The organism is Allobosea sp. P1_A7 (assembly GCF_056406775.1).
Window position 1 is genome coordinate 1 of sequence record NZ_JBFTZN010000094.1, and the last position, 22596, is coordinate 22596.

The following is a 22596-nucleotide window of genomic DNA, read 5'->3' on the forward strand; positions in this document are numbered from 1 at the left end:
GCCTTGCCCTGTGCTTCGCGCTCTCGCTCGTCCGCTTCGAACTCTCGGGGGCCTCAGTGGTGCAGGAGATCACGCGGCTGCCGCTGGCCTGGAGCCCCTGGCATTACCTGATTGCGGCCGGGTTCGCCCTGGTTTCGGCCGGGATAGCCGGCTATCTGCCGGCGCGGCAGGCGGCGCGGCTCAACCCGGTCGATATTATCCGGGGCGCGACATGACGGCGCTGATCGAAGCGGCCGGCCTGACGCGCGTGCTCCCGGCCGCCGTGCCCGTGACCCTGGTGCAGGATGTGACGCTGACGATCGGCGAGGGCGAATTCGTCGCCATCACCGGCCCGTCCGGCTCGGGCAAATCCTCTCTGCTCTATCTGCTTGGCCTGCTCGACCGGCCGACAACCGGCCTGCTCCGCATCGGCGGCCGCGACACCGATGGGCTCGGCGAACGGGAGAAGGCGCGGATCAGGCTGGAGACTCTCGGTTTCGTCTTCCAGTTCCATTTCCTGCTGCCGGAATTCACCGTGCGCGAGAATGTCGAGATCCCGATGCGCCGGCTCGGGCGCCTGACGTCTGGAGCGATGCGCGAGCGCTCGACGCAACTGCTCGAGGCGCTCGGCCTCGTCGACCATCTCGACAAGCGGCCGGACCAGCTTTCGGGCGGGCAGCGCCAGCGTGTCGCGGTCGCCCGTGCTCTCGCCAACGACCCGCCTCTCGTGCTCGCCGATGAGCCGACCGGCAGCCTCGACAGCAAGAACTCCGAGCAGGTCTTCGCGATTCTCGACGCGCTGGTGCGTGAGCGCGGCAAGACCGTGATCGCGGTGACGCATGACCTGGAGATGGCGGCGCGGATCGGACGGCGCATCCATCTCGTCGATGGCCGGGTGACCGAGGACGAAACCCCGACGGAGGGCTGAGCCGCCGCCCGCGCGAGCGCCTCAGGTGCCGAACACCGTGTTCAGCTGGCTGCCGACCATGATGAAGGTGGTGCGCTTGGGCATCTCCTTCAGCCGCACGGCGCCGATATAGGTCATCGCCGAGCGCACGCCGCCCATCAGTTCCTGCATCGTGCCCTCGACCGGGCCGCGATAGGGCACCTCGACGGTCTTGCCTTCCGAGGCGCGGTATTTGGCGACGCCGCCGGAATAGCGCTTCATCGCCGTGTCCGAGGACATGCCGTAGAAGGTCATCGCGACCGGAACCTTCTTGCCGTCGTGCTCCTCGTACCGGATCTTGCCCTCGCATTCGTCATGGCCGGCGAGCATGCCGCCGAGCATGACGAAATCGGCACCGCCGCCATAGGCCTTGGCGAGATCGCCCGGCACAGTGCAGCCGCCATCTCCGCAGACCAGACCCTTCAGGCCATGGGCCGCATCGGAGCATTCGATGATGGCGGAGAGCTGCGGATAGCCGACGCCGGTCATCTTGCGGGTGGTGCAGACCGAGCCGGGGCCGATGCCGACCTTGACGATGTCGGCGCCGGCAAGAAGCAGCGCTTCCGTCATGTCGCCGGTCACGACATTGCCGGCCATGATCGCCGCATGCGGGAAGGCTTCGCGGGTCGCCTTGACGGTGTCGACGAATTTTTCGGTGTAGCCATTGGCGACATCGAGGCAGATCTTGCTGATCGGCGCCTTGGAATGGACGTGCTTCAGCTTCTCGTGATCGGTCTCGGTGGTGCCGAGCGAATAGAAGGCGTTGGCCGATTCCTTCTCCTTGAAGAAGGCGATCAGATCGTCGGCATCGTAATGCTTGTGCAGGGCCACCATCGCGCCGTGCTTCAGCAAGGCGCGCGCCATGCCCATGGTGCCGACCACATCCATGTTGGCGGCGATCAACGGGAAGCCGGTCCAGTCCTTGCCTGTATGGGCGAAGCGGAACGTGCGGTTGACGTCGACATGGGCGCGGCTGCCCAGTGTCGACCGCTTGGGCCGGATCAGGACGTCTCGGAAGTCGAGCTTGGGATCGTTCTCGATACGCATGATGGAAGCCTCGGCTGCTTTGGCGCGGAATTCGGGCGCACGCTGAGGAGGCGTGCCGGGACTCATAGCCGGTCCGGGGCCTTGGACGCAAATGGCGTGCAGCGGCCGTTCGCGGCAACACTTTAGCAGTTGCTAAAATAATTCTGGACGGACTCGCTGCCTCAAGTTACTTAAGCGTATGCTTCACCAATCGGCGCAACTCGACTTGATGTTCCAGGCCCTGGCGGACCCGACCCGCCGGCTGATGGTGGAACGCCTGTGCGATGGGCCGGCGTCCGTGAGCGAGCTTGCCGCCCCGCTGGCGATGACATTGTCGGCCGTTGTGCAGCATCTCGCCGTGCTCGAGGAAAGCGGCCTCGTCCGCTCGCAGAAGCAGGGCCGCGTCCGGACCTGCCATATCGAGACCCAGGCCCTGCGCGCCGCCGAACGCTGGATCAACGAGCGCCGGATGCTGTGGGAGCGGCGCTTCGATCGCCTGGGCGCCTATCTCGCAGAAAATCCGGACGAGCCGGATGACGGAAGCCCGGCATCGAGCAGAGGAGCACGGGATGACAGATCATAGTGTCACGCACGCCACCTTCACCATCGAGCGCGTCTATGACGCCTCCGCTGCCCGCGTTTTCGCGGCCTGGGCCAATCCGGCGATCAAGCGGCGCTGGTTCGCCTGCCATGACGACTGGGCGGCCGGCGCACATACGCTCGACTTCTCGGTCGGCGGCCAGGAGCATTCGACGACCCGGGATTCCGACGGCGTCGACCATGTCTATGACGCGGTCTACCAGGATATCGTGCCCGGCAGCCGCATCGTCTACGCCTATGCGATGCGCTTGGCCGAGCGGCGTATATCGGTGTCGCTGGCGACCGTTCTGTTCAGGTCTGAAGGCGCGCAAATGCGGCTTGTCTTTACCGAGCAGGCTGCCTTCCTCGACGGTTACGACCGTCCGGAGGAACGGGAACACGGCACCCGCATCGGCCTCGACAATCTCGCCCGCGAATTGCAGCGCCAGTCCGCCGCTGCCTGATGTCTCACGGAGGCTCGACCATGTCCCTGACGCTGCATTTCCACCCGCTGTCCTCGTTCTGCCAGAAGGTGGTGATCGCGCTCTATGAGAACGGCACACCCTTCACGCCAAAGCTTGTCGACCTGGGTGATCCGGAACAGCGCATGGCTCTGCTGCAGCTCTGGCCGATGGGCCGATTCCCGCTGCTGCAGGATGAAGCGCGGGGCCGCATCGTGCCTGAGTCCAGCATCATCATCGACTATCTCGACCAGACCTATCCKGGGGCACTCCGGCTGATCCCTGACGATGCCGGACACGCGCTCGAAACCCGGCTGCAGGACCGCTTCTTCGACATTTATCTCAACGAGACCATGCAGAAGATCGTCGGTGACCGCATCAGGTCGGCCGACGGCAAGGATCCGACCGGCGTCGAACAGGCAAGGAAACGGCTCCAGACGGCCTATGACGTGCTCGAGCATACGCTGGCCGGACGGCGCTGGGCCGCAGGGGATGCTTTCACCATGGCTGACTGCGCTGCCGCGCCGGCGCTCTATTATTCCGAGCTCGTGCTCCCGTTCCGCGACACGCACAAGGCCGTCGCAGCCTATTTCGACCGGCTGCTGGAGCGCCCGTCCTATATGCGCGTGCTGCGAGAGGCCGCGCCCTACCTGCATATGTTTCCACGCGCCTAGCGGCTATCGCGAACATCCCTTGCATCATGACTGCACACTGTGCCGCTCGCGATGACGCATGCCTTCAGCTTGCGTCGGCGAGTGCCTCCGCCGCCTTGCGCGCGACCACGGCGTCATAGGCGGCCCGCAGGCGCGTGCCGACGCTGAGCCAGCCGGGATTTGCGCGTCGCGGATTGGGCTGGCCGAGATGGCTTTCGCGCAGTTCGTCCATGAACTCTTCCCAGAGGGCGGGCCCGCCCCCCTGGTCGAGCAGCGTTTTCAGCCGGTCGGCCAGGATGTTGGACGAGATGCCCTCCTTGGAATGCAGCAGCAATTCCCGGAAGTGCCGACGGTTGCCGAACATCATGTCGCGAATGATGAGCAAGCTCCATTTGTCGCCGACCACCTCGAGGGTGAGGTTGATCGGACAGCCCGAGCGAGGATCGTCGGTCATGCGCAGTCTCCCGAAAGCCGGCTTTCAAATACCGCTTGCATTATGAGATCAGTCTCCCTAGCTTACAACCAGTTGCAAAAAGCAACTGGTTTTGATTTGGAGACGAATATGTCTGACCGCGCCGTCACTCACGCCAGCTTCGTCATTGAACGCGATTATGCCGCTTCCCCCTCCCGGGTCTTCGCAGCCTTTGCCGATCCCGCGCAGAAGCGCCGCTGGTTTGCCGAGGGCGAAGGCTGGAGCATCGAGCGCTTCGATGTCGATTTCCGGATCGGGGGCTCCGAGCGCAGCAGCTTCCGCTATCAGGGCGGACCGCCGATCAGCAACGACACGACCTTTCAGGATATCGTGCCCGATCGCCGTATCGTCTCCGCCTACACCATGACGATCGCAGGCGAGCCGATTTCCGCGTCGCTGGCGACGGTCGAGCTCATTCCGGTCGGATCGGGCACCCGCCTCGTCTATACCGAACAGGCTGCCTTCCTCGACGGCAAGGATGAGGTATCCACGCGCGAGGCCGGCTCCCGCGAGTTGCTTGAGAGTTTGGCTCAGGAGCTCGAGCGTACCGCGGCGGCGGTCTGATCCTCGTGCCCGCCATAGGGGTCGAAAGCCTGGAGAGGAGGCGCAATTCCTCCTCCCAGTGCCTTGCCGGGAGTCAGGCCACTAGGCTCTTCGCCAGCATGCAGTGCACGCCCTTGGAGCCGTTGACCGTCTGGGTCACACGCAGGTCAGCCGCGAGGCTGCACAGCATATAGGCCTCCTCCCGCGTCAGTTTGGTGCGTGCGCAGATCACGACGATCATCTCGCGCAGCGCCTTCTGAGCACAGATGTCGAGATCCGGGTCGATGCCCATGGTGATGTGATGCGTCGGCGTCTCGGCGCGCGGCGTGGTGAAGCTCAAGTCCTCGCGCAGGATGAACTCGAAGGTGCCTTCCAGGGCGGTCTCGATCGCGGTGACGCAAACCTCGCCGTCGCCCTGGGCGCCGTGACCATCGCCGCAGGAGAATAGCCCACCTTCGACGAAGACGGGGAGATAGAGCGTCGACCCCGGCCCCAGTTCCTTGTTGTCGAGATTGCCGCCGAAGGCGCGCGGCACCAGCGAACTCTGCCGGCCCCAATGCGCGGGCGGAGCCACACCCATCACGCCGAAGAACGGCGCGAGCGGCAGCTCCATGCCCCAGGGCAGATGCGCCAGATTCCTTTCGGCATCGAGCCCGATATGGACAAGCTTATAGGTGTCGAACTCTTCCGGCAGGGTGCCGGCGAGAGGCCTGATGAACGTGTAGCCCCAATCGGTGCGGAGTTTGACCTCGCGGATGCGCACTTCGAGGACATGGCCGGGCCTTGCTCCCCTCACCGCGACCGGGCCGGTGAGGATATGGCCCGGCATCGGGCGCTCGACCTTCGCGTGAATCTCGTGAGTTTCGGGCAGAACATGGAAACCCGATTTCGGCTGCTCTCCCGTGCCGCCGTTGATCGTGCGGATGGTGACGCTGTCGCCGCTCGCGATCGTCAGAACGGGCGGCAAGGCAGCGTCGAAGAAACCCCAGTGGCAGGTCTTCGGTCCGGCATCGAGCTGGTGATGGATCACGAGGGCATCCTGTAGCGAGCGCGAAGATCAGGCGGGAGGGGCAAGCGGCCGGGCGTTCTTGCGCATCGTGTGGAGCGTTGCCCCGATCACGAAGGTGGCGCCGATCCAAGTGGTGAGCGCCGGAATCTCGGAGAAGAAGACGAAGCCGGTGAAGCTCGCCAGCAGCAGGCGCGTGAAATCCAGCGGAGCGAGCGCGGCTGCCTCCCCGACCTGATAGGCGCGCGTGATCAGCCATTGCCCTGCTGTGCCGAAAAGGCTGAGCAGGATCAGCGAGAGCCATTGCTCGGCGGTCGGCTGGACCCAGAAGATCCAGGTCGGCACGGCGAGCACGATGATCAGCACGATGCCCTGGTAGATCAGGATCGTGTCGGTCCGTTCCGTCGCCGCCAGCTTGCGCACGCTGATGGTGATGCCCGCCCCGAGAAACGCGCCTGCGACAGACATCAGCGCGTAGATGTTCAGCCCCTGCGCCGATGGATTGAGCATGATGATGACGCCGATGAAACCGATGATGGTCGCGACCCAGCGGCGGCCATCGACCTTCTCCTTCAGCAGCAGCACCGCGGCGATGGTGACGAACAGAACCTGGCTGAATCCGATCGCGGTCGCCTGAGCCAGCGGAATGTAGATGATGGCGCTGAAGCCGCAGAGCATCGAAGCGAGCGTGATCAACCCGCGGAAGACCTGCAGTCCCAGGCGCGAGGTCCGCATCATGGCTGGCAGCTGGTTGGCCGCGAAGGCGATGATGATGACGCTCATGATCACCTGTCGGATCAGCAGCGTCTGGACCAGCGGAATGGCTGAGCCGATATGCTTGATCAGCCCGACCATCACCGCATAGACCAGCATCGACGACAGCATGTAGACCGAACCGCGCAGGTTGGGTGTCGAGCCGCGCCACCAATGCCTCAGCCGGTGCCGGCGGCCGGCGAACCAGCCGGAAGGGCCGGGTTCGATCACGCCGGGAATGGCGGCCAGCACGATAGGCGGAGCCTCGTCGCGTCTTGACTCTGGAGGTTCGGAATCCTCCGGCGATGCGTGCCGTAACGGCGTCGACAGCTCGCCGACACCGTCGTCAGAACCCGAGCCGCGCCGCTGCTCGGAAAGCCGGTCTTCGCTCATCGCCCGAACCATTGGCCGAGCGCGATCGCGCCCCCGGCTCTTCACATCGCAAATGCCCTGAAACCATTGATGATCTTCGACGTCCTGACCAGATGGTCAGTGGGCATGGCGGGGTTGTGATGGAAGGTGGCCGTCATGCGCCGACCCGTTCGGGTCGCGGAGCCGACATTCCATCGGCGGACTGTATGCGTCGGCCGAAGCGGTGTAGGAGCCGTGCCACCATCGACGCATTTCCGGCCGTCGCCGGGTTGAAGGGCACGACAGACGCATGCGGGAATTGCTGTCCGATTTTGTGAGCGGTCTGCGTTCGCTCTCTCCCCGGCGCTTCCCCTATCGCCGTTTTGGCCTCGCCCTTGCGCTCGGCGGCTTCGGCGGCTGGCTCTTCGTGCAGGCGAAGTTGCCACTGCCCTGGATGCTGGGTTCCATGGTGTTCTGCACGGTCGCCGCGCTGCTCAAGGCGCCAGTCTCCGCGCCGGGCGCCATTCGCCCTCCGATGAGCGCTGTGATTGGCGTGATGCTCGGTGCGGGCTTTCGCCCCGATCTCGWGGCGCAATTGCCGAACTGGCTGCCGACGCTGATTGGCCTCGTTCTGTTCATGACCGCCTGCGGCCTGTGCTGCGTCACCTATTTCCGCCGCGTCGCCGGCTTCGACCGGGTGACCGCCTTTTTCGCCGGCATGCCGGGCGGGTTGATGGAGATGGTTCTCCTCGGCGAGGAGAAGGGCGGCGATGCCCGCATCATCGCGCTGATCCACTCGGCACGCGTTCTGCTTGTGGTGATGACCCTGCCGTTCATCGTTCAGTCGATCGAGGGTGTCTCGCTGTCGGCAACGCGCAATGCCGGCCCCTCGCTGGCGCAGACACCGCTTTTCGCCGAGCTCTGGCTTATCGGCTGTGGCGTCTTCGGGGTCATTCTCGGACATCTGCTGCGGCTGCCGGCCAAGCACCTGCTCGGCCCGATGGTGGTCAGTGCGCTGGTCCATTTCCTCGGCTGGAGCGATTCCGCCCCGCCTTTCCAAGTCGTCAACGCAGCCCAGCTCGTGCTCGGCGTCACGGTCGGTTGCCGCTTTGTCGGCACCTCGCCGAGCGTCATCCTGCGCGTCCTGCTGCTTTCGGTCGGCTCGACGGCGGTGCTGCTCGCCCTGACGATTGCCTTCGCCTGGGGCGTCTCGAAGGTTTCGATCTATGGTCACGTGCCGCTGATCCTGGCCTATTCACCGGGCGGGTTGGCTGAAATGAGCCTGATTGCGCTGGCGCTCCACACAGAAGTCGCCTTCGTCGCGGCCCATCACATCATTCGCGTCTTCCTGGTCATGGTCGGCGCCGGGCCGGTCTTCGGCCTGATCCTCGGCGACAAGCGCAAGACCGAGACCGCGCCGGCCGAGTAGCGCCCAAGGCATCGGCCGGAAAAGTGGATTGCGATTCCCGGGAAAGCCGACGCTAACGCAGACGATGAGGTCGTCGGGTCTGATACGATATCCGGCCCCGTGATCTAGCGGCGCGCGGCCTCGAGCCCGGCGGCCAGTGCGCTCGCCAGGGCAGCCCTCTGGATGGCCATGAACGCCGCTCCATCGATGCGCTGCGGGATTCCTCCGCGCGCGCTTCGCACCCGTTCGGTCAGGGCCTGGGCAAAAGCCACCGGCTCGTCCGCGAGCGAGAAATTCGCCGGCAGGGCTGTAAAGCCGCGACAGGAGAGTGTCGTCGCCACGGCTGGCATACCGAGCTGCATCGCCTCGATCGTCTTCAGCTGCACGCCGGTTCCGGCTCGGCTCGACAAGGCCAGCACATGGCAGGATTGGAGGAAGGTATTCGCATCAGCGACGCGCCCGATCAGTCGCACCTGGGTCGGGACCGGTGGCATCTCCGCCGGAAGGCGTCCGGCGACGGCAACCGAGATATCGGTCGGAAGGAGCGGAGCGACCTCGCGCAAGAACCAGTCGAGACCGATGAAGTTCGGCTGCCAGGTCCAGGTTCCGATCATGCCGATGTCGAAGGCCGGTGCGACCGGCTCCGCCATGGCGGCCGGCTGCGGGCCACTGCCCGAGACGAGTGGCAGGACCGCCGCCTTCCCTGCGGCAGGGCCGAGTGCGCGTCGGTCCTCCTCGGCCAGCGTCCAGATATAGCTCACCTCGTTCCAGAGCCGCGTCTCGACGGCTTCCAGCAACCTGGCCTCGCGGGCATAGAGCCAACTCATCAGCCCGGTGCCGGCATGCGCTGCATTCTGCCGGGCGGAGACATGCTCGATATTATGTTCCACCAGCACGCAGGGCCCGAGCGTGGTCAGCTCCGCAAAGGCGCCAGGCAGCATCACCGAGTTGAGAATCAGCGCGTCGAACGGGCCGCGCGCCCTTACTGCCTCGACCAGTTTGCCGGCTCCGGCGAGCCGCAGCTTGGCGCAGGCGACAGGCAGGCCGTGGCTGAGCGCATATCCGAGCCATTGCAGCTTGCGGCTGGCGGGCGCGACCGCATTCTCGATATCGACGGCGCCGWTCACCATGGCCTGAGAGGGGTCGGCCGGCACTTCGCCCGGGCGCAGGAAACCGAAGGCGGTGACCTCGTGCCCTGCGGAGCGCAGCGCATCGAGGATTGCGGCATTGGCGATCTCGAAGCCGGTATCGGGCCTTGCAACCGGGATCAGCGAGGTGATGAAGGCAAGACGCAACGGGGCCGATCCTGACGATAGGGATGGCCGTGAGAGAGGCGTCAGATGTTCGGTCGGGTCAAGTTCGGCGACGAACTATCCTGAACATCAGGTGTGAGAGTGTGCGCGCCGGCGCAGGATCGCCGACACCGAACCTTAAGCGGAGATGTCGCATGCTGGGGCACCATGGCTGACCCCCTCCATCATTCCGCCGGCAATTTGGAAGGCGCCTCGCGACGCCCCGCCATTCCCGGGTTCGATGCACCCGAGACCTTCGAGATCGTCGCAGCTTCGCCAGAGGCGGCGCTGCAAGGCGTCGAAAGCGTGATTTGCGTGCCGACCTTCAAGCGGCCGGAGCTGCTGGAGCGCACTTTGCGCTCTCTGGCCGCGCAGCAAGGCGGGCATGATTTTGCGATCATCGTCGTCGAGAACGAAGGCGTCGAACGCGCCGGCGCGGAGCGGGCGAGTGCCCTTCACGCTGCGGGGCTGTTCAAGGGATATGTCATCGTCGAGCCGCGACAGGGCAACTGCAAGGCCTATAATGCCGCCTGGCGCTGCGGGCTGACCCGCCTTCCCGCGCTGAAGCAGGTCCTCGGCATCGATGACGACGAGGAGGCGCTGCCGCTGTGGCTCGACGCTTTTCTGCGTGCTGCGGCAACTGCGCCGGCCCAGCTCTTCGGCGGCTCGGTGACCCCGGTCTTCGACGATCAATCGCGAGCCTGGCTAAGCGCACACCCGGTCTTTCGATCGCATTATGCTGTCTCGGGCGAAGTGCCGATCCTGTTCTCGAGCGCCAACTACCTGATCCGGCGCGAGGTGCTGGAGGCACTTGGCTTTCCCTTTCTCGACGAGAGCTTCGATTTCACCGGCGGCGGCGACAGTGACTTCTTCCGGCGCAGCAAGGAAGCCGGCTTCCGTTTCTGGTGGGTCCAGGACGCCGCGATGCGCGAGACCATGCCGAGGCGCCGCACGGAATTCAGCTGGCTCGCGGCCCGCAGCCTGCGCAACGGCGCGATCTCGGCCACGATCGAGCGTCGACTCGATCCATCGGCGCGGGGGCGGCTCAGGGTTCTGGCGAAGAGTCTAGCGCTGCTCGCAGCCTCGCCCTTTCGCGGGCTCGCGCTCGGCTTGCGCACCGGCTCGGCGACGATCGGGCTCTATCACGCGCAGGTGGCGCTCGGTCGCCTGGTGTCGGAGCTCGGCGTCAGCAACGAGCAGTACCGCAAGCCGGACAAGAACTAGGACGTGCGGCATGGCGAGCGGTGATGCAGCTCCGATCGGAGCGGAGCGCTTTTGCTGGGGCATTATCGGAACCGGCGTGATCGCGCGGCAGTTTGCGGCCGATCTCGCGTTGCTGCCGGACGCGCGGATCGGCGCGGTCCAGTCCCGTGCGTTGGAGAAGGCGCAAGCCTTTGCGGCCGAGTTCGGCGCTACCGTCGCCTATGGCGATGCCGAGACCCTTCTCGCCGATCCGGCCATCGATGCGCTCTACATCGCGACGCCGAACGCCTTGCATGTCGCACAGGGCCTCCGGGGTATTGCTGCCGGCAAGCCGGTCTTGATCGAAAAGCCGATCGCCCTCACCGCGGCCGATGTTCACAGCGTGATCGAGGCGAGCCGGGCGCATCGCGTCTTCGCGATGGAGGCGATGTGGACGCGCTTCCTGCCGGCCGTGGTGGCGGCGCGCGAGCAGGTGGCGGCGGGGCGGATCGGCAAGGTTCGGCGCATTCGGGCGGATCTCTCCTATGTCCGCGAGGACATCCCCGGCAGCCGCTTCTTCGACCCCGCGCTGGGCGGAGGCTCGGCATTCGACCTTGGAGTCTATCCGGTCTCGCTTGCCTTGCATTGGCTTGGCAGTCCCGAGCGCGTCACAGGTCGGTGGTTGGAGGCGCGCAGTGGAGTCGACCGGCGTTGCGAGATCGTCCTGCACTATCGGGAGGCGGTGGCGGAGCTCTCCTGCGGCTTTGATCGCAATGGAGGAAACCAGTTCGTGATCGAGGGGGCCGCAGGCGCGATCCGTCTGGATGCGCCCTTCCTCAAGGCGCAGCGGCTGACCCATTATACCACCGCGGCACTTGGGAGCTCGTGGCGAGGGCCACGGCTCCGGAATGGACCGGCCGGAAAGCTGCTCGACCGCCTGCCGATGCCGGGACGCACCCGAGAGATCTACAGCTTTGCCGGCAATGGACTGCAGTTCCAGGCCCGTGCCGTGATGGATGCCGTTCGGAGCGGCGAGACTGGCTGCGCAACCATGCCGCTCACCGAAAGCGCGGCCGTACTGAATATCATCGAGACGGTCCTGGCGCAGCCGCCAGTCAAAACCTTCTGATCAGAAACGGCTCTGCATCCGATAGGGCTGCGGCAGGTCGCGGGCATTGTTCAACGCCAGCGCAAGCTCGGTGATGTGGAGTGCGAGCACGCCCGAGAAGACGGGCTTCTGCTTCGCCGCAATCGCGATTGCCTGGTCGGCGATGCCGCGCGCGAAATCGATTTGCGAGGGGAAAGCCGGCAGCGCGGACCGGCCCGTGGCGGCGGGGTAGGCGAGTTTGCGGCCGGGCTCCGGCTTCCAGGGCAGGAAGCGGCCGAGCCGCGCCTCGACGCGGTTCGCCAGCAGGCGGGCGAGGCTGCGCGGTGCATCCGTGCGCTCGAGATGGATTGCGGATCGGTTGTCCCAAAGGTCGCGGACCGTGATCGTTCCCTTGTCTCCGAGAATCTGCAGCGAGCGGTCCTTGGGTGCGGCCAGGCCACAACTCAACCGGGCGACGGGGCCGGAGCGAAAGGTGAGGCAGCCGACCGAGAAATCCGGGGCCATGGTGATGGTCTCGGTGCCGGGCCCCTTGTCCGGGAATGTCACCGCGGAGAACGCGGTCAGGGCTTCGACCGCGCCGAAGAGCGAGACGAGCCAGGACAGTGCGTAGCCCGCATGCTCCAGCGTGCAGCCGATCTCGAACTCATGCAGGCCAGGCCATGGTGCGCCGGAACGCGACCGCCAGGTCGCCCAATTGCCCCGGAAGACCGGGCCGTCCTCCATGGCGGCATAGATCAGCCGCGGCGTTCCGATGGCCCCCTGCGAGAGCGCATCTCTCACCAGCCGATGAGCATCGCTGAGGCCGTTCGCCGGCGCGGTCGCCAGCGTCAATCCAGCTGCATCCGCAAGCGCGACGAGTTYGCTGGCCTGCTCGAGCTGCATGGCCAGCGGCTTTTCACAATAGACATGCTTGCCTGCGGCGAGCGCCTGCCTGGTGATCTCGTAATGGCTTTCGGGCGTCGTCAGGTTGACGACGATGTCGACCTGCGAGTCGGCGAGCACGGCCTCCAGGCTCTCATAAGGCCTCGTGCCGTGAAAGGCGCAGAACGCCTGGAGGCGGTCCGGCGAGTGATCATAGACGCCGGCAAGCTGAAGCCCGGGATGGTTGGCCAGCGTGGTCATGTAGTAATCGGCCACGAATCCTGTGCCGATAAGCGCGATCTTCATCACGGTGTCCTGTCTGGCGTCGATGGCGACGGCGGCGCTCAGGCTTCGTTGCTGACGAAGCCGCGGATCTTGGCTGCGTTCCGGCCCAGCGCCGTACTTGCCTGCTGGAGTTCGCCCGCGCCGACCTCACCCTCGCGAACGACCAGCACGATGTCGTCGACCGCATCTGCAAAACGCTCCGCGAAAGCGTCGGAACCCAGCGAGGCACCATCGATGAAGACCGGCCCGAAACGGCGAGCCGCGCCGAAGAAGTCGTGGCTGATCTGTTCGGCTGTGACGAGTTCCGGATGCCCCTTGCGCGCCACGAAGAACAGGCCGGTGCCCTCGTCCTGCAGCGCTGCACGGATCAGGCTGGCGCTGCCGGAGACGATCTCGTGCACGCCTGCCTGCGCGTCCGGCGCGAAGACCGATGTCAGGCTGTTTCCGCCGAGGCCGGCATCGACCAGCATGGCAGGCAACCCCGCTTGCGCGGCATCGAGCGCGAGGTTGAGCGCCAGCGTCGAGGCGCCGGCATTGCGGCGCAATCCGACGACGAGAACCCGCCGACTGGGACTGCCCTGGCTGGCGAGTTCGGTTCGGATGCCGCGGATCGCCCGGGCGAAGGAGGCATTCGGCTTGTCGATGACGTCGACGAGATGAGCCTTGGCCTGAAAGACCGAGCGCACTTCGCCATCCCGCCGCCAGCGTCGATGCCTCACGGCAGGCAGTTTTGCCAGCAAGGCCAAGGGGGGAGCTGCGGGGGCTCGCACGACCTCCGGAGTACGGGCTGGTTGACCGCCTTGAATCGCCATGAAACGCCGCCATCCGGTCCTGGCGGGGGCCGCGACCGCATCAGGGGAAGGCGGCTCCGTGGCCGCAGCGACCACGGGGACGGGATCGGCAGGAGCGGGCGGGGGCGATGCCTGAGCGGCAACAGGCTCGTGGCGATTGCGGAATGGCCAGCGGCGCAGCCCGGCAGGCGGTGCAGGCAGGGAGCCGCCAAACAGCGCCAATCCGAGTGCGGCGATCGCGCCCAGACCGCCCCCGGCGATGCCTCCGAGCATGACGACGGTGCGCCTGCTGACGCCGCTCTTCTCGAGCGCCGGCATGGCCATGCTGATGACGCGCGCATTGGTCGTGTCGATACCGGACAGTTCTCCGGTCTCACGTGCCCGCCGCAGGAAGGCGTCATAGACGGCGCGCGAGGATTCGATCTCGCGTTCGAGCTCGCGCAACTGCACCGAAGCGCGGCCGGCGCTGTATTGCTGCCTGGTCAGCTCCTCGACGCGCCGCGCGATCTGCCTCTCGGCATCGACGGCGCGGTCGTATTCGATCTTGGCGGCGCGCGCGATCCGGGCAAGTTCCTCGTTGATCTGCCGGCGCGCATCGCGCACCTGAGCCCGCGCCGCGGCGAGCGCGGGGTGACGCGAGCCGAGCGAGGCCAGCAGATCGGCTTCCTTGCTGAGCGCCGCGCCCAGCTGGGACCGGAGTGCAGTCATGGTGTTCGAGGCGACCGCCTCGGGTATGGCGCCGGCCTCGATGCTCGAGGCGCGCGTCGCAAGCGTCTGGTCGTATTTCGCCTTGGCTTCGCTGACCCTGGTGCGCAAGGCGACGAGCTGGGCATTGTTCAGCGTAAGTTGTTCTTCGCCGATCGACTTGCCGCCTGCACCGACGAGGCTGTTGGCCTCCTTGTATTTCTCGGCCTTCTCCTCGGCGATGCGCAGGCGGTTGCGCAATTCCTCCAGGCGCCCGGTCAGCGCGCCGGTGGCGCGTTGCGCAGCGTCGGCACGGACGGAAGCCTGGTCGTCGAGATAGGCGGTGGCAAGCGCATTGGCGATCCGCGCTGCCTTATCGGGATCGCGCGAGGTCACCGAGATGTCGATCACGAAGGTCCGCTCGCCACGCCGGACCGTGACGTTCTTGTCGAGGGCCGCGAGCGCATAGAGCAATCCATCGCGGGAAGAGGTGCTGTTGCTGCCGGAGAGGAGTCGACCCAGCCCGCTCTTGGCGGCCTCGCCCCCGAATTCCGGATCCTTGTCGAGGCCCTCGCTCTTGACGACGCGCGCCTTGATGCTGTCCGAGGCGATGATGCGCGCCTGGCTTTCAAGATAGGCCGTAAGCGAGGTCGGGTCGCTGCCGACCGCATTGGGCGAGACTTCGTTCTGCAGCACGCGCAGATCGCGCGGATCGATGAAAAGCTGGGCGGTCGAGATGTATTTCGGCGGAATGAACAGGCTTGCCAGGGCGGCAAGGAGAGCGCCCGCCAGCGCTGCCGCGATGATCAGTCCCTTTCGGCTCCACAGCGTCTGAAAGAGCCAGGCCGGGTTGGTCAGGCGCGCCAATGCTGACGGCACAGCTCCGCCGGCCGCCGGCTCCGTGCGGCTGCCGGCCTGTTCGGTTCTGCTGAGCTCGCCATCGGCGGTCTCGGTCGTGAACATGACGCTACACTTCACTCAAACCTGCCCGGCCCGGGATGATGATGGTCGTCACCCCGGCGGACATCGAACTCACCAACACCGCTCAGCTCGTCCCCAGCCGATAACGGTCAAGTACCTTCATCATCGGCTTCGGCCTGTAGTCCTCATCGAGGGGGAGTGGCCGGGCCTTGGCAGAATCCTTACGCGCGAAGGTCTCTCCGATCCATGAATAGCGGTCGCTGAGGCCCCAGGTGACGATCGCCTTGGGCTGGCGCGCGGAGACCACCGCATTCAGGAAGGTCGAAACGAGGTTTGCCGCGGTGCTGTCGCGCTCCCGCAATACAGCCGGCAGCTTCCAATCGATCACGTCGAGTTCGGTAATCTCGACATCGACGCCGAGCGTGCCGAGATCCTGCATGAAATGCTGCAAGCCGGGCGTATCGATGGCGCGTTCGCCGTACAGATGGGCCTGCATGCCGAGCCCATGGACCGGGATGCCCTTGTCGCGCAGGTTCCGGATGATCGAGAGAGCCGCGGCGCGGCGTCTCACGATGCGCGGATCGGTATCCTCGAAATCATAGTCGTTGATCACCAGCCGCGCCTCCGGATCGATCTGGGCCGCGGTCCGGAAAGCGATCTCGATATGTTCGGGGCCGAGCAGGCGCTGCCAGATCGTGTCGCGATAGGGCTCCTCGAGGGTCGGATCGTGGGCGATCACCTCGTTGACCACATCCCAGGTCGCGATGACGCCCTTGTAGCGGTCCACGACGGTCTCGATATGGCTGATCAGCTCGCGCTCGGCTTCCGCCTTCGTGCTCATCTCCTTGGCCCAGGGCGGCAAGGCCATGCCCCAGAGCAAGGCGTGGCCGCGCAGGGCCTGCTTGTTGCCGCGTGCGAAGGCGACCAGCTCGTCGGCTCCGGAGAAGTCGAACCGGGAGCGGTCATGCCGGAGCGCTTCCCATTTGAGGTCGTTCATCGGGACGATGACGTTGCAATAGGTCTTCAAAGCCTCGCGGTAGCGCGGGTCGGCGCGGAAGGGCTCGATCTGCGCGGCCGAGCCGAATGGAATGGCGGGTCGGCCGACCTGCGCGAGACCGGCGCTCGGCCACGCCAGGGCGAGGCCGGCAGTTCCGGCCAGCGCGTCGCGCCTGGTGATGCGGCTCATGTTCCGTTCCGATTCAGGCAGCTGCGCGGGGCAGCGCTTCCCGTGCTTCGTTTAGGGTCGCTCAATGCCTTTGCGTTAAGCGAGGTTCGGGCTCAATTTTGGCGTGAGCAGGGCCCGAGCCAGCTCTCGCCGCCGCCGCAATGGACTCCATGTCGCCAGATCGTGCCACCATATCCGCCTACCTTACGATCCTGAGCGGCTCAGCCGGTCGTCTCATTATCTCTCTTGTATATTTCCTCATCGTTGCGAATACGTTGACCCTTGGTGAGTTTGGCCTGTTCGCGACGGCCTCCTCGACAGGACTCATTCTCTCGCGGTTGCTGGCCTTCGGTTTCGTCTCGCCGGTCTACCGCGTCGCCACGGTCAAGCCGCGTCTCCTCGGCGCCTATCTCGCCGGCTTCAGCGGGCTTGCCGTCCTGTCACTGCCGCTGATCGCTGCAGTTGCCGCCCTTGCCTATGTCGCCTTGTTCAGGGAGCGGCTGGATCTTCTTCCCTTCGCCCTGATCATCGTCGCCGAGGTGCTCGGCTGGCGCCTCGTCGAGGTCGTCGCCATCATCAATAACGGCCTGAGGCGTTTCAGGCAGTCCGCCCTGCTCGTCATCATCGGCTCCTCGCTGCGCACGCTTGCTGCGGTTGCCTTCTATGGTCTGGGCCATGCGAGCCTGGAAACCTGGGTCTGGGCCTATCTCGGCACTACGATCCTGTCCGCGGTGATCGCGCTGACGCTGTTTCTGCCGCCGCTGCGCCTGCGTTTCGTTAGGGCGCTCTATCCCCGCCGCATGGCCGATGCCGTATTCGCGGGCGCGGCCGACATCGTGTTCTACGTCCAATCCGAACTCGACAAGCTGCTGATGCTGGCGCTCGCGGGAGAACGCACCGCGGGGCTCTATGCCATCGCCATGCGCGTCATCGATCTTACCGCGATGCCGGTGCGCAGCTTCAACCAGATGCTGGTCCAGAAGATCATGAAGGATCGCGGCCTCGGCGGCGGCTGGCGACGCAAGATGCTGGTCGAACTCGCGATCGCGTTGGTCTCGATCGGCGGACTGGTCGCCATCGTCATTCTGCTGATGCCGTTTCCCGGCGCGCTCGGTCGCAACGTCTCCGAGGCCGCCTATCTCTTCCTGCCGATGTTCGCGGTGCCTGCCTTCCGCAACCTCGTCGAGTATCACGCCGAGTTGCTCTATGCGCGGGAGCGCACCGGCTCGCGTATCGCGCTGCTCTGCGCCATCACCGCGCTCAAGGCGGCACTGATCGCCTGGGTGATGATTCGCTTCGGCCAGGAAGAGGCCTGGGCCCCCTGGTTCAACGCCGTCTTCGGCGCAGTCTATCTGCTCTCCGCCACGGTCACCTATCGGTTGCTTGGCCGCGCACGCTGAATGGGGACTGCTGTGCTTCGAACAGCGCCTTCAGGCGCTCGACGGGCTGCCCGATGAAGGATTGCACGCCGACCGCGACCTGTCCCGGTTCCAGGATGTCCTCGAAGCTGCGCAACGTCGCCAGCTCGCCGACATCTTCGGGAAACCAGTAAACCTTGCAGAGCTCGTGCTCGTCCGGCCAGTGGCCGGCGGCTTCGAGCCCGAGCACGCGTTCGACGAAGTAGCCGTAGATCATGTATTCCGAGAATTGCCGGTGCGTGGCGATCGCTTCGACCCAGCTGCGCCCGGCTATCTCCTCGATGCGCGTCATCATCGCCAGCACGGCGTCCCGTCGCCAGCTGACGAGATTGTTGATGTAGTCGGCGCTGGGAAATGCTGGATCCGGCAGCCCGAGCAGGCGAGCCGCCATCATGCACCAGTCGGTATGCTGGGCCATGGCGCCGGTGATGCCGTCGGGCTTGCGGTAGAGGCGGACCGTCCCGTCCCGGCCAAGGCGCGTGACGTCGAAGGGCCGCAGGAACATCATGTCGGAATCGGCGAAGATCACCACGTCCTCGTGGCTCTTCATCGGAAAGGCGAACTTGCGCAGCTGTTGTGCGTGCCAGCCGCGCAGCGGCGGCAGACCGCGCCGCAGGGCACCGAGGCCCGTCCAGACCCGGCGACGTCCGAGGCTCAGGAGATCGGGCCGGGGTTTCAGCCAGGAGGGCAGAAGCTCCGCCTCCGCGATCACCCGCCGTCGCGGACCTTCCAGCTGCTTGAACAGCGCGACGTCCCGATCCTCGACCAGAAGGTAATGGGCCGTGTGGCCGGTGACGAAACGGTCGATGCTGGCGCAGAGCAGCCGGCAGCGTTCGAAGTCCCCCGCATAGCTCGGCGTCGCAATGGCGTAGCTGAGGCTCATTGCGTCGGACCGCGGGGCTGGAACCTGATGCGCAGCATCCGCAGCAGGAACGCGGGGTTGCCGAGCACATAGCGCCGCCACAGCCGGCGGGGCTCCAGCAGGAGGCGGTAGAGCCATTCCAGCCGCAGACGCCGCAGGACGTCTGGCGCGCGCTCGACCTCGCCTGCCAGAAAATCGAACAGCGCACCAATACCTGCAGCGATCGTCGCGTGCTGGAGCGTGATCTTCTCTGCAATCCAGCGTTCCTGAAGCGGATTTCCGAAGGCCACGAGCAGGAGATCGGGCGGGCTTTCGGCCAGCTGCGCCAGAAGCCCGGCCTCTTCGCTCTGAGCAAAATAGCCGTGGCTCAGCACGGTGAAGCCGTGCCGTGGGTAATCCTGAGTCAGGCGCGCCGCAGCGCGCTCGGCCACACCTGGCTGTCCGCCCAGCAACGTCACGCGGAGCGAACGGTTCTGCGCGGCGAGCAGGGCCGGAATGAAGTCGGTGCCATTGAGATTTGCGGGGAAGGACGCGCCATAGAGAAGCCGGGAGCCGATATCGACGCCGATTCCGTCCGCAAGCACCAGGAAGTCCTTGAGCTGCGCCTGCAGCCTTGCGTCCACGGCGGCCAGGTTGACGAGGTTCGCATTGCAGAAGGCGAGCTTCACGTGGCGGTGACGGGCAAGTGCCGTGTCGAGCACCGCGAGCGCCTCCGCGCGATCGAGCACAGCCACACCAATGCCGCCGATATCGCGGCGGGCATGGTCGGGATGGTCGGCTGGCTGCGTGTGCGATGACATGTCGAAGAATGAAATGGCAGTCACGATCTCGTTCATTTCGAGGCGTTTTCGGTTCCTGTCTTGGCCGCTCACGGCGGTGGATCACGCCAAGCCCGATGGACGGTGAACAGCCCTTGACCCTGACTACCATCAGACCGGCTGCCGAGGAGTTGCGGAACGGGATTGGCGCTGTCTCATAACGGGACGCCGTCATGTCGGTCGTTGCAGCCGGATTCCCTGACCCTTCGTGTCGCGGCCGAACTCCGCTCTCGGCGTCTCATTCCGGCGCGTGACCGAGCGGCATGGCGCTTGCCGCTCGCAGCCGTGAGAGCAATTGGAAGGGAGCGTCCTGTTCCGTTCCGGAGCGCTCGCCGCCGGCCGTCAGGCCGTTGTGGCTCCGGAGAGCCTGCCGCGATGATGAGCGTCAACGATCTGAACTATGCAGCGGCGGCCGCCGACGAACGCGCCAATGCCTGGCGGCACTGGATCGGTCTCGTCACGGCGCTGACGGACGCGGTCGTGGTGCTGACGATCGTGTCCCTCGCCTCCGTGGTCTACCACCTCCAGGCCTACGGCCATTTCGGCGATGTCAGGATCACGCGCGAGCTGGCGATGATGATCGCGGCGATCTTCGTCTTCACCAATGTGATGCGCGGTCGCTACCAGCTCAGCCATTATCTCTCTGCGAAGGGGCAGATGGCCTCGGCCTTTACGGTCTGGAACATTACGATGGTGGCCTTCATCGCCGTMGCGTTCCTCGCCAAGATCGTCGATCATTATTCACGGGCCGTCGTGCTCGTGACCTATCTGGCCGGCATTCCGCTGATCACTCTGGCGCGTGCCGGCATTGCCCGCATCATTTCAGTGGCCAGCAAGACCGGCCGCATCACCACGGAGCGGGTGTTCCTGATCGGCCGTGAACCCGACGTGATGTCCTTCGTCTCGCGCCATCAACCCTGGAACATGGGCTTCGCCATCGTCGACGTCGCTTTCCTGCACAGCAACGACGCGCGCCGCATCAATGATCCGATGGCCGCGCTCAAGGCCGATCTGGTCACCGCTGCAGGGCGCTGCCGGCAGATGCGGCCGGACGCGGTGTTCATCGCCTTGCCCTGGTCGGATCAGGAGACGATCGATGCCTGCATCGATGCCTTCATGAACCTGCCGGTCGCGATCCACCTCGCGCCCGAGCGGATCATGGATCGGTTCGACAGCCCCCATATCGTGCGCATCGGCTCGTTCGCCAGCCTGCGGCTGACGCGCCCGGCGCTGTCCACCGCTGCGATCGTCGCGAAGCGCGGCTTCGACATCATTGCCGCTTCGACCATCCTGCTTCTGGCGTTGCCGGTTCTGCTGATCATTGCAGCGTTGATCAAGCTCGACTCGCGCGGACCGGTGTTCTTCCTGCAGCGACGCTACGGCTTCAACCAGCAGCCCTTCAGGATCTTCAAGTTCCGCACGATGACGACGACCGATGACGGCGACGTCATTCGTCAGGCGACGCCTAACGACCCGCGCATCACGCGCATCGGCCGCTTGCTGCGCCGCTTCAATCTCGATGAGCTGCCGCAGCTCATGAACGTCATCTCCGGTCAGATGTCCCTGGTCGGGCCGCGCCCGCATGCGCTCGCCCATGATCACGCGTTCCAACGCCAGATCGCGCTCTATGCCCGGCGCCATAATGTGAAGCCGGGCATTACGGGCTGGGCTCAGGTCAACGGCCTGCGCGGTGAGACCGACACGGACGAGAAAATGGCCAAACGGGTCGCATTCGATCACTGGTACATCGACAATTGGTCGTTCTGGCTCGATCTCGGCATTCTCCTGCGCACGGTGTTCAGCGCGCGGGCCTATCTCAACGCTCAATAGTCGACGCGCTGATCTGCCCCGATTTGCGCAGACCGGCATGGCACCGAGCGCGCTGGCCTAGCGGAAATCAGGCCGCTACCGTGCAGTCCGACTTCTCAGCCGGGGGCTTGCCATGAACCAAATCGATTTAGACGGTCGCGTCGCCATTGTGACCGGCGGAGCGCAAGGGATTGGCCGTGCGGTTGCCGAGCGCTTCGCGGCGAGTGGCGCCAAGGTCGAGATCTGGGACCTCGATGGCGCGCTTGCGGCGAAGGCGGCGGGCGAGATCGGCAAGGGGGCGACCGGGATCGCCATCGATGTCACCGATGCTACGGCCGTGAGGCGGGCGGCCGACGCTCTCGAGGCTCGCCTCGGCAGTGTCGATATCCTCGTCACCAGCGCCGGCATCGCGGGCCCCAACCTGAAGACCTGGGAATACCCGCTCGACGAATGGGCGAAGATCATGCGCCTGAATGTCGACGGCACGCTGCATTGCTGCCAGGCGGTGATACCCGGAATGCTGAAGCGCAATTACGGCCGGCTGGTGCTGGTCGCGTCGATCGCCGGCAAGGAAGGCAACCCCAATGCCTCGGCCTATTCCGCCTCGAAGGCGGCGGTGATCGCCTTGACCAAATCGCTCGGCAAGGAACTCGCCGACAAGGATATCGCGGTCAACTGCATCACGCCCGCAGCGGCGCGGACCCGCATCTTCGACCAGATGAGCGAAGAGCATATCGGCTACATGCTGGCCAAGATCCCGCGCGGCCGTTTCCTGCAGCCTGACGAGGTCGCCTCGATGGTCGGTTTCCTGGCTTCCGCCGAGAACAGCTTCACCACAGGCGCGGTGTTCGATCTGTCGGGTGGGCGCGCGACTTACTGATCCTGATCCGCGCCGCGCGGTTCTGCGCGGCGCGGATTGCTTTTTCGGTCAGAGGCGCTGGCCGACATCGATCCGGTTGCCGTCCGGATCGGCGAAGACGAAGGACCACAGCCCGTATTCCTGGTCCCGCAGCCCCTTGATGATACGCAGCCCTTCGCCCTGGCAAATCGCGTGCAGGGCCTCGGCATCTCCGACCATCAGATGGGCGACGTTGAATGGCGCGGCGGGATGCGTCTTCTGCAGGGTGAGATGCAGTTCGGCTTCATCGCGCTTCAGGATCATGAAGCCGACGGGGACACCGTTCTCGAAGGTTTTTCGGAAGCCGAGCACCCGTGTGTAGAAG

At 65.4% G+C, this 22596-nt stretch carries 22 protein-coding genes and 1 pseudogene; 12 read left to right on the forward strand and 11 right to left on the reverse strand.

Annotated features, from left to right (window positions below; all coding sequences use genetic code 11):
• A pseudogene (locus AC1D34_RS17840) lies at positions 1–215 on the forward strand (ABC transporter permease); the annotation flags it as partial.
• Positions 212–907 carry an ABC transporter ATP-binding protein gene (locus AC1D34_RS17845; protein ID WP_441491929.1) on the forward strand — a complete coding sequence of 232 codons (696 nt, stop codon included), beginning with the start codon at positions 212–214 and terminating at the stop codon, positions 905–907. The pseudogene AC1D34_RS17840 and the gene AC1D34_RS17845, both read left to right, overlap by 4 nt.
• 21 nt (positions 908–928) lie before the next feature.
• On the opposite strand, the gene AC1D34_RS17850 is transcribed toward AC1D34_RS17845, so the two are convergent.
• A complete protein-coding gene (locus AC1D34_RS17850) occupies positions 929–1972 on the reverse strand; it encodes a GMP reductase (RefSeq protein WP_441478548.1) in 1044 nt (347 codons plus the stop codon).
• A gap of 178 nt (positions 1973–2150) precedes the next feature.
• On the opposite strand from AC1D34_RS17850, the gene AC1D34_RS17855 reads away from it, so the two are divergent.
• From AC1D34_RS17855 to AC1D34_RS17865, 3 genes are read left to right on the forward strand one after another with little or no spacing between them, the layout of a single operon-like run.
• Positions 2151–2534 (forward strand): ArsR/SmtB family transcription factor, encoded by a 384-nt coding sequence (locus AC1D34_RS17855; protein ID WP_476824896.1) that lies wholly within the window; start codon positions 2151–2153, stop codon positions 2532–2534.
• Entirely contained in the window at positions 2521–2994 is a 474-nt protein-coding gene (locus AC1D34_RS17860; RefSeq protein WP_441478549.1) for an SRPBCC family protein, read from the forward strand. The genes AC1D34_RS17855 and AC1D34_RS17860 overlap by 14 nt, the downstream gene beginning before the upstream one ends.
• Positions 2995–3014: 20 nt before the next feature.
• On the forward strand, positions 3015–3665 hold the full coding sequence (locus AC1D34_RS17865) for a glutathione S-transferase family protein (protein WP_476824897.1): 651 nt from the start codon (positions 3015–3017) through the stop codon (positions 3663–3665).
• Positions 3666–3729: 64 nt separating this feature from the next.
• Here the strand turns inward: AC1D34_RS17865 and AC1D34_RS17870 are convergent, their stop codons facing one another.
• Complete coding sequence (locus AC1D34_RS17870; RefSeq protein ID WP_476824898.1) at positions 3730–4098, reverse strand: winged helix-turn-helix transcriptional regulator; 369 nt, start codon at positions 4096–4098, stop codon at positions 3730–3732.
• A 108-nt stretch (positions 4099–4206) separates the two neighbouring features.
• Here AC1D34_RS17870 and AC1D34_RS17875 point away from each other — a divergent pair, with 108 nt between their 5' ends.
• Positions 4207–4680 (forward strand): SRPBCC family protein, encoded by a 474-nt coding sequence (locus tag AC1D34_RS17875; RefSeq protein WP_476824899.1) that lies wholly within the window; start codon positions 4207–4209, stop codon positions 4678–4680.
• A 73-nt stretch (positions 4681–4753) separates the two neighbouring features.
• Here AC1D34_RS17875 and AC1D34_RS17880 read toward each other — a convergent pair whose 3' ends face one another.
• Both AC1D34_RS17880 and AC1D34_RS17885 read right to left on the reverse strand, forming a co-directional pair.
• Positions 4754–5689, reverse strand: coding sequence for an acetamidase/formamidase family protein (locus tag AC1D34_RS17880; protein WP_441491923.1), 936 nt, complete (start codon positions 5687–5689; stop codon positions 4754–4756).
• Between the two features lie 27 nt (positions 5690–5716).
• Positions 5717–6811, reverse strand: a complete 1095-nt coding sequence (locus AC1D34_RS17885) for a DMT family transporter (RefSeq protein ID WP_476824900.1) — start codon at positions 6809–6811, stop codon at positions 5717–5719.
• Positions 6812–7079: 268 nt separating this feature from the next.
• On the opposite strand from AC1D34_RS17885, the gene AC1D34_RS17890 reads away from it, so the two are divergent.
• A complete protein-coding gene (locus tag AC1D34_RS17890) occupies positions 7080–8198 on the forward strand; it encodes an AbrB family transcriptional regulator (RefSeq protein ID WP_476824901.1) in 1119 nt (372 codons plus the stop codon).
• A gap of 104 nt (positions 8199–8302) precedes the next feature.
• Here the strand turns inward: AC1D34_RS17890 and AC1D34_RS17895 are convergent, their stop codons facing one another.
• Positions 8303–9472 carry a glycosyltransferase gene (locus AC1D34_RS17895; RefSeq protein WP_476824902.1) on the reverse strand — a complete coding sequence of 390 codons (1170 nt, stop codon included), beginning with the start codon at positions 9470–9472 and terminating at the stop codon, positions 8303–8305.
• 165 nt (positions 9473–9637) lie between these two features.
• Here AC1D34_RS17895 and AC1D34_RS17900 point away from each other — a divergent pair, with 165 nt between their 5' ends.
• Both AC1D34_RS17900 and AC1D34_RS17905 read left to right on the forward strand, forming a co-directional pair.
• Entirely contained in the window at positions 9638–10693 is a 1056-nt protein-coding gene (locus tag AC1D34_RS17900; RefSeq protein ID WP_476824903.1) for a glycosyltransferase family 2 protein, read from the forward strand.
• A gap of 10 nt (positions 10694–10703) precedes the next feature.
• A complete protein-coding gene (locus AC1D34_RS17905; protein ID WP_441490510.1) occupies positions 10704–11780 on the forward strand; it encodes a Gfo/Idh/MocA family protein in 1077 nt (358 codons plus the stop codon).
• On the opposite strand, the gene AC1D34_RS17910 is transcribed toward AC1D34_RS17905, so the two are convergent.
• The 3 genes from AC1D34_RS17910 to AC1D34_RS17920 all read right to left on the reverse strand — a co-directional run bounded on the left by AC1D34_RS17910 (position 11781) and on the right by AC1D34_RS17920 (position 16487).
• The gene (locus AC1D34_RS17910; RefSeq protein ID WP_476824904.1) at positions 11781–12926 is read right to left on the reverse strand and encodes a Gfo/Idh/MocA family protein; all 1146 of its coding nucleotides are present in this window, start codon (positions 12924–12926) and stop codon (positions 11781–11783) included.
• 38 nt (positions 12927–12964) lie between these two features.
• Positions 12965–15343 carry a Wzz/FepE/Etk N-terminal domain-containing protein gene (locus tag AC1D34_RS17915; RefSeq protein WP_476824905.1) on the reverse strand — a complete coding sequence of 793 codons (2379 nt, stop codon included), beginning with the start codon at positions 15341–15343 and terminating at the stop codon, positions 12965–12967.
• 82 nt (positions 15344–15425) lie between these two features.
• Entirely contained in the window at positions 15426–16487 is a 1062-nt protein-coding gene (locus tag AC1D34_RS17920; protein ID WP_476824906.1) for an endo-1,4-beta-xylanase, read from the reverse strand.
• Positions 16488–16741: 254 nt separating this feature from the next.
• On the opposite strand from AC1D34_RS17920, the gene AC1D34_RS17925 reads away from it, so the two are divergent.
• The gene (locus AC1D34_RS17925) at positions 16742–17866 is read left to right on the forward strand and encodes a lipopolysaccharide biosynthesis protein (RefSeq protein ID WP_476824907.1); all 1125 of its coding nucleotides are present in this window, start codon (positions 16742–16744) and stop codon (positions 17864–17866) included.
• Here AC1D34_RS17925 and AC1D34_RS17930 read toward each other — a convergent pair.
• Positions 17835–18767 carry a DUF6492 family protein gene (locus tag AC1D34_RS17930; RefSeq protein WP_476824908.1) on the reverse strand — a complete coding sequence of 311 codons (933 nt, stop codon included), beginning with the start codon at positions 18765–18767 and terminating at the stop codon, positions 17835–17837. The genes AC1D34_RS17925 and AC1D34_RS17930 overlap by 32 nt on opposite strands.
• A complete protein-coding gene (locus AC1D34_RS17935; protein WP_476824909.1) occupies positions 18764–19570 on the reverse strand; it encodes a WecB/TagA/CpsF family glycosyltransferase in 807 nt (268 codons plus the stop codon). The genes AC1D34_RS17930 and AC1D34_RS17935 overlap by 4 nt, the downstream gene beginning before the upstream one ends.
• A gap of 369 nt (positions 19571–19939) precedes the next feature.
• Here AC1D34_RS17935 and AC1D34_RS17940 point away from each other — a divergent pair, with 369 nt between their 5' ends.
• Together AC1D34_RS17940 and AC1D34_RS17945 are read left to right on the forward strand one after the other, a co-directional pair.
• Positions 19940–21394: an undecaprenyl-phosphate glucose phosphotransferase gene (locus tag AC1D34_RS17940; RefSeq protein WP_476824910.1), complete on the forward strand. Its 1455-nt coding sequence runs from the start codon at positions 19940–19942 to the stop codon at positions 21392–21394.
• A 112-nt stretch (positions 21395–21506) separates the two neighbouring features.
• A complete protein-coding gene (locus AC1D34_RS17945) occupies positions 21507–22253 on the forward strand; it encodes an SDR family NAD(P)-dependent oxidoreductase (RefSeq protein WP_476824911.1) in 747 nt (248 codons plus the stop codon).
• Between the two features lie 48 nt (positions 22254–22301).
• Here AC1D34_RS17945 and AC1D34_RS17950 read toward each other — a convergent pair.
• Positions 22302–22596, reverse strand: a 295-nt coding sequence (locus tag AC1D34_RS17950; RefSeq protein WP_476824912.1) for a VOC family protein, incomplete at its 5' end; no start/stop codon positions are given.

Coding starts and splice junctions, on each gene's coding strand:
- AC1D34_RS17845 (WP_441491929.1), top strand. CDS start 212: ATGACGGCGCTGATCGAAGCGGCCGGCCTGACGCGCGTGCTCCCGGCC.
- AC1D34_RS17850 (WP_441478548.1), bottom strand. CDS start 1,972: ATGCGTATCGAGAACGATCCCAAGCTCGACTTCCGAGACGTCCTGATC.
- AC1D34_RS17855 (WP_476824896.1), top strand. CDS start 2,151: ATGCTTCACCAATCGGCGCAACTCGACTTGATGTTCCAGGCCCTGGCG.
- AC1D34_RS17860 (WP_441478549.1), top strand. CDS start 2,521: ATGACAGATCATAGTGTCACGCACGCCACCTTCACCATCGAGCGCGTC.
- AC1D34_RS17870 (WP_476824898.1), bottom strand. CDS start 4,098: ATGACCGACGATCCTCGCTCGGGCTGTCCGATCAACCTCACCCTCGAG.
- AC1D34_RS17875 (WP_476824899.1), top strand. CDS start 4,207: ATGTCTGACCGCGCCGTCACTCACGCCAGCTTCGTCATTGAACGCGAT.
- AC1D34_RS17885 (WP_476824900.1), bottom strand. CDS start 6,811: ATGAGCGAAGACCGGCTTTCCGAGCAGCGGCGCGGCTCGGGTTCTGAC.
- AC1D34_RS17900 (WP_476824903.1), top strand. CDS start 9,638: ATGGCTGACCCCCTCCATCATTCCGCCGGCAATTTGGAAGGCGCCTCG.
- AC1D34_RS17905 (WP_441490510.1), top strand. CDS start 10,704: ATGGCGAGCGGTGATGCAGCTCCGATCGGAGCGGAGCGCTTTTGCTGG.
- AC1D34_RS17915 (WP_476824905.1), bottom strand. CDS start 15,343: ATGTTCACGACCGAGACCGCCGATGGCGAGCTCAGCAGAACCGAACAG.
- AC1D34_RS17920 (WP_476824906.1), bottom strand. CDS start 16,487: ATGAGCCGCATCACCAGGCGCGACGCGCTGGCCGGAACTGCCGGCCTC.
- AC1D34_RS17930 (WP_476824908.1), bottom strand. CDS start 18,767: ATGAGCCTCAGCTACGCCATTGCGACGCCGAGCTATGCGGGGGACTTC.
- AC1D34_RS17945 (WP_476824911.1), top strand. CDS start 21,507: ATGAACCAAATCGATTTAGACGGTCGCGTCGCCATTGTGACCGGCGGA.